This window comes from uncultured Thiodictyon sp., assembly GCF_903828115.1.
Classification (GTDB): Bacteria; Pseudomonadota; Gammaproteobacteria; order Chromatiales; family Chromatiaceae; genus Thiodictyon.
This window is the reverse complement of record NZ_CAIKKU010000673.1, coordinates 1-5,103: the sequence shown is the minus strand read 5'-3', so window position 1 is coordinate 5,103 and position 5,103 is coordinate 1. Positions and strand designations below refer to the sequence as shown.

At 67.7% G+C, this 5,103-nt stretch carries 5 protein-coding genes; 4 read left to right on the top strand and 1 reads right to left on the bottom strand.

The features are described from left to right. Window positions 1-87 precede the first annotated feature (87 nt). Window positions 88-318, bottom strand: coding sequence for a hypothetical protein (locus QZY48_RS25500; protein WP_295436329.1), 231 nt, complete (start codon window positions 316-318; stop codon window positions 88-90). A gap of 414 nt (window positions 319-732) precedes the next feature. Between QZY48_RS25500 and djlA the strand changes: the two genes are divergently transcribed. The 4 genes from djlA (at window position 733) to trpE (ending at window position 4,939) form a co-directional block, all read left to right on the top strand. Further along, the gene (gene djlA, locus QZY48_RS25495; RefSeq protein WP_295436328.1) at window positions 733-1,590 is read left to right on the top strand and encodes a co-chaperone DjlA; all 858 of its coding nucleotides are present in this window, start codon (window positions 733-735) and stop codon (window positions 1,588-1,590) included. A gap of 97 nt (window positions 1,591-1,687) precedes the next feature. Beyond that, window positions 1,688-2,380 (top strand): ribulose-phosphate 3-epimerase, encoded by a 693-nt coding sequence (rpe, locus tag QZY48_RS25490; RefSeq protein WP_295436327.1) that lies wholly within the window; start codon window positions 1,688-1,690, stop codon window positions 2,378-2,380. 150 nt (window positions 2,381-2,530) lie between these two features. Next, window positions 2,531-3,208: a phosphoglycolate phosphatase gene (locus QZY48_RS25485; protein ID WP_295436326.1), complete on the top strand. Its 678-nt coding sequence runs from the start codon at window positions 2,531-2,533 to the stop codon at window positions 3,206-3,208. 240 nt (window positions 3,209-3,448) lie between these two features. Continuing rightward, window positions 3,449-4,939 carry an anthranilate synthase component I gene (gene trpE / locus QZY48_RS25480; RefSeq protein WP_295436325.1) on the top strand — a complete coding sequence of 497 codons (1,491 nt, stop codon included), beginning with the start codon at window positions 3,449-3,451 and terminating at the stop codon, window positions 4,937-4,939. The last annotated feature ends 164 nt before the right edge of the window (window positions 4,940-5,103 follow it).

The window sequence follows — 5,103 nt, the reverse complement described above, 5'->3', positions numbered from 1 at the left end:
CGCTCCTACGGCGTAGGAGCGGCCCCCAGGCCGCGACGGGTTGCCGCAAGGGCGTGTGGCCGGAGTGATGATCAAGGCCGCCGACTGCTATTTCGCTGCCGCCGGCGGCACCGTGTTCTCGATATAGCCCAGGTGCCCGGTCCATCCGCCCAGGCAGGTCTCCCAGACGCCGGCCCGGCACGACCGCTGATGTTCTCGCCGCAGCGCGAAGACCTGTTGCTTCGGGATCCCGGCCGCGGCATAGGCGGTAAAGTCGGTGGCCGAGTCCCCATAGGCGTACTCCGGCTGCCAGCCATTTGCACGAAGCTGCTGCAACATGCGCGTCTTGAACCGATCGTGATGCCGGGCATCCGCCCGGGTCTCTTCGACCAGGACCAGACCCGCGGGGAACTGAACTTGTACGTGACTCGTTACCAGGCGGGCCGGACGCTGCCGGGTGCGCGTGGGAGCGGCCTCAGCCCCGGCGAGGCCAGGGCCGCTTGCGCGGCCCGTCGCGGCTGAAGCCGCTCCCACAGGCTCGCTGCGCGACTTTCACGAGCCGGACGGGCGCGCCGCACCGCGGGCGCGCGGGGAATTCTTGCACAGTTTCACCCTACCGCCACGCGGATCGCGGCCCCTTCCCGCAAGCGCAAGAGGCGAGCGACGGGTTACGATGGGTGTCATCGTACAGTCGCGAACGGCAGTGCCGCGGGAAGGTGCCCGGGGCTGCCGCCTAACAGGGGGATCGAGGTCATGGGCTGGTGGGGCAAGGCGGTCGGCGGGACCCTGGGTCTCCTGGTGGGCGGGCCCCTGGGGGCCGTGGTCGGGGCCGCGATGGGTCACGGGGTGGACCGGGGGGCGGCGCATGTGGCGGACCTCTTCGAGCCGGCGCGGGCGGCCGAGCGGGCACGGCTGCAGGGGATCTTCCTGGAGACCACCTTCAGCGTGCTGGGGCATCTGGCCAAGGCCGACGGGCGGGTGAGCGAGACCGAGATCGCCTTTGCCGAGTCGGTCATGACCCGCATGGGGCTGGACCGCTCGCTGCGGCGCACCGCCATTCAGTTCTTCTACCAGGGCAAGGCGCCCGGCTTCAACCTCGCCGCCGCACTGGCGGCGTTCCGGCAGGCGAGCCCGGGGCAGGCGCAGTTGCACCAACTGTTCCTGGAGATCCAACTCGCGGCGGCCTACCGGGGCAGCCAGCCCGGGCCCGCGCAGCGGCTGGTCCTGGAGCAGTGCCGCCACGGGCTCCAGATTCCCCTGGCGAGCTTTCGGCGCCTGGAGCGGCTGATCGAGATCCAGTACCAGTTCCTGGGCGGCAACGCGGGCTGGCGCGCCGGGGGCGCCGGAGCCGGGCGTCAGGACCCGGGAGCGCCGTCGCCCCGAACCGCCCTGGCCGGGGCCTATGCAACCCTCGGCATCACGGTCCAGGCGAGTGACGAGGAGGTCAAACGCGCCTATCGCAAGCTGATGAACCGGCACCACCCGGACAAGCTCACCTCCCGCGGGGCGCCCGCGGAGGCGATCAAGCTGGCCTCCCAGCAGACCCACGAGATCCGCCGCGCCTACGAGACGATCACGGCGGCGCGTCCGCCGGCCGCAGGCCCCAAGTGAAATCCGGCGGCGCTTCGGTTAGAGTTTGCTGCTTTCCATCCACAGACCCTGGCCGCTGCCCCCTGGGCAAGGTCGGGGACACTTCCGGGGGACCCCCATGGCGCTTGACCTGATCGCACCGTCCATCCTCTCTGCCAACTTCGCCAAACTCGGGGAGGAGGTCGACAACGTGCTCGCCGCGGGGGCGGACATCGTCCACTTCGACGTGATGGACAATCACTATGTCCCCAACCTGACCATCGGCCCGCTGATCTGCGAGGCCCTGCGCAAGCATGGGGTCACCGCACCCATCGATGTGCACCTGATGGTCAAGCCGGTCGACCGCATCATTCCGGATTTCGCCGCGGCCGGGGCCACCTATATCACCTTCCACCCGGAGGCGAGCGAGCACATCGACCGCACCCTGCAGCTCATCCGTGGCGAGGGGTGCAAGGCCGGCCTGGTATTCAACCCGGGCACCCCCCTGACCTATCTCGACTATGTGCTGGACAAGATCGACATGATCCTGCTGATGTCGGTCAATCCGGGCTTCGGCGGCCAGAGCTTCATCGCCTCGGCGCTCGACAAGCTGCGCGAGGTGCGCGAGATCATCGACGACTCGGGGCTCGACATCCGGCTCGAGGTCGACGGCGGGGTCAAGACGGACAATATCGCCGCGATCAAGGCCGCGGGGGCGGACACCTTCGTCTCCGGCTCCGGGATCTTCGGCCAGCCCCGCGACGGCGACCCCCACCGCTACGACAGCGTCATCCGCCGGATGCGTGAGGCGATGGCGGCGGTGGACCGCTGAGTAGTGGCCAGTGGTCAGGCCGTAGGGTGGATAAGCGCAGCGCATCCACCATCCCGGCCGCCGGGAGGTGCCGGTGGATGCGGCGCGATCAAGCCCGGCACCCGGTCGGCAAGACCTTAGCGCGCGCCTTATCCACCCTACGGTGATCTTATGCTGTGCCCCAAGATGATCCTGATCGACCTCGACGGGACCCTGATCGATAGCGTCCCGGACCTGGCCTATAGCGTGGACGCCATGCTGGCGCGCCTCGGGCGTCCGCCCCGCGGCGAGGCGGCGGTGCGCAACTGGGTCGGCAACGGGGTGGAGCGCCTGGTGCAGCGTGCGCTGCTCGGAACCCTCGACGGCGAGGCCCCGGCGGCTGACTTTGCACTCGCCCTACCGATCTTCATGGAGATCTATGCGGAGAACACCTCGGGCCGCTCGGTGGCCTATCCCGGGGTGCGCGAGGGTCTCGATTACCTGAGCGGCGCCGGCTACCCCTTGGGCTGCGTCACCAACAAGGCGGCCCAGTTCACCCTGCCGCTCCTGCGTGACCTTGGATTGCTGGATTATTTCGGCACCGTGGTGAGCGGTGACACCCTGCCGGAGAAGAAGCCCCACCCGGCGCCGCTGCTGCACGCGGCGGCCCATTTCGGAGTGGCACCGGCAGACGCCCTGATGATCGGCGACTCGGTGAGCGACGTGACGGCGGCGCGGGCCGCGGGCTTTCGCATCATCTGCACCAGCTACGGCTACAACCACGGCCGGGACATCCGCGAGGCCAACCCGGACGCCGTGATCGACAGCTTCACGCAATTGCGCACCCTCATCGCCCCGGCGGCCCGGTAACCCATTAGGGATTGTTATTGGCACCGTTGTCGTTGTCGTTGTCGTTGTCGTTGTCGAGATTATCGTCGCGCCCCGGGTTTTCTCGCGCGCCAAAGTGCAACGCTTATCCGATTACGACAACGACAACGACAACGATTGATTTTGGCTTGTTCTTGACTCGTTATTAAGGTACTGAGAAACCTTGGCGAGCTTGGCGCCTTGGCGTGAGAACTGCTCTTTCCAGGATTACCCGGAGCCCCCATGACACCCGAAGCATTCGCCGCCCTGACCGCCCAGGGCCATAACCGTATCCCGCTGGTCTGCGAGGTCCTCGCCGACCTGGACACCCCCTTGAGCGTCTATCTCAAGCTGGCCGAGGGTCCCTATTCCTATCTCTTCGAGTCGGTCCAGGGCGGCGAGAAGTGGGGCCGCTACTCCATCATCGGGCTGCCCTGCCGCAGCGTGCTCAAGGTCACCGGGAACGCAATCCAGGTAGAACGCGACGGCCAGGTCATCGAGACGGCGCAGAGCGCCGATCCGCTCGCCTGGATCAGTGCCTTCCAGGCCCGCTTCCAGGTCGCCGTGCACCCGGGGCTGCCGCGCTTCACCGGCGGACTGGTGGGCTATTTCGGCTATGACAGCATCCGTTACATCGAGCCCCGGCTCGCCCACTGTCCCAACCCGGACCAACAGGGCACCCCGGATATCCTGCTCATGGTCTCCGACGAGGTAGTCGTCTTCGACAATCTGAGCGGGCGGATGTACATCATCCTGCACTTAGACCCCACCGTCGGCGACACCCTGGAGTCCGGCCGGGCGCGGATGGCCGACCTGATCGGGCGGATGCAGCGCGGCGCCCCGCGGCGCCCCGCGGGGGCCGAGCGGCGGGTCCATGAGGGCGACTTCGTCTCCGGCTTCACCCAGGAAGGCTTCGAGTCGGCGGTGGACCGGATCAAGGGCTACATCCTGGAGGGGGACTGTATGCAGGTGGTCCTGTCGCAGCGCCTCTCCATCCCCTTCCAGGCCCAGCCGCTGGACCTCTATCGGGCGCTGCGCGGTCTGAACCCATCCCCCTACATGTATTTCCTGGACCTCGGCGAATTCCAGATCGTCGGCTCCTCCCCCGAGATCCTGACCCGCCTGGAGGACGGCGCGGTCACGGTACGCCCCATCGCCGGCACGCGGCGCCGCGGCGCCACCGAGGCCGAGGACCAGGCCCTGGAGTTGGAGTTGCTGGCCGACCCCAAGGAACTGGCCGAGCACCTGATGCTGATCGATCTGGGGCGCAACGACGCCGGGCGCGTGGCCCGCACCGGCTCGGTACGGGTCACCGACCGCATGATCGTGGAGCGCTATTCGCACGTCATGCACATCGTCTCCAACGTGGTCGGGGAGTTGCAGGAAGGCCTCACCGCGATCGACGTCCTGCGTGCCACCTTCCCCGCCGGCACCGTCTCCGGCGCCCCCAAGATCCGCGCCATGGAGATCATCGACGAACTGGAGCCGGTAAAGCGCGGGGTCTATTCGGGGGCGGTGGGCTACCTGGGCTGGAACGGCAACATGGACACGGCGATCGCGATTCGCACCGCCGTCATCAAGGACGGCAGCCTGCACATCCAGGCCGGCGCCGGGATCGTCGCCGACTCGGTGCCGCGGATGGAATGGGAAGAGACGATGAACAAGGGCCGCGCCATCTTCCGCGCCGTGGCCCTGGCCGAGGCGGGGCTGGACCGCGGCGGGGTGGATTGCTGAGGGCCGCAGAATGGGCAGCGCTGCGCTCTGCCCGTCCTACCCACTACCCACTGATATGCTCGACCTCGTTGTCGTTGTCGTTGTCGTTGTCGTAATCGTAATCGTAATCGGAGAAGCGGTGCACCTCGGGGTGCGAGAGAATCCGGGGCACGACGATAATCTCG

What these genes read in the sequence shown, in the direction of transcription:
- QZY48_RS25500 (WP_295436329.1), bottom strand. Translation starts at nt 318, where the DNA reads ATGTTGCAGCAGCTTCGTGCAAATGGCTGGCAGCCGGAGTACGCCTAT.
- djlA (WP_295436328.1), top strand. Translation starts at nt 733, where the DNA reads ATGGGCTGGTGGGGCAAGGCGGTCGGCGGGACCCTGGGTCTCCTGGTG.
- rpe (WP_295436327.1), top strand. Translation starts at nt 1,688, where the DNA reads ATGGCGCTTGACCTGATCGCACCGTCCATCCTCTCTGCCAACTTCGCC.
- QZY48_RS25485 (WP_295436326.1), top strand. Translation starts at nt 2,531, where the DNA reads ATGCTGTGCCCCAAGATGATCCTGATCGACCTCGACGGGACCCTGATC.
- trpE (WP_295436325.1), top strand. Translation starts at nt 3,449, where the DNA reads ATGACACCCGAAGCATTCGCCGCCCTGACCGCCCAGGGCCATAACCGT.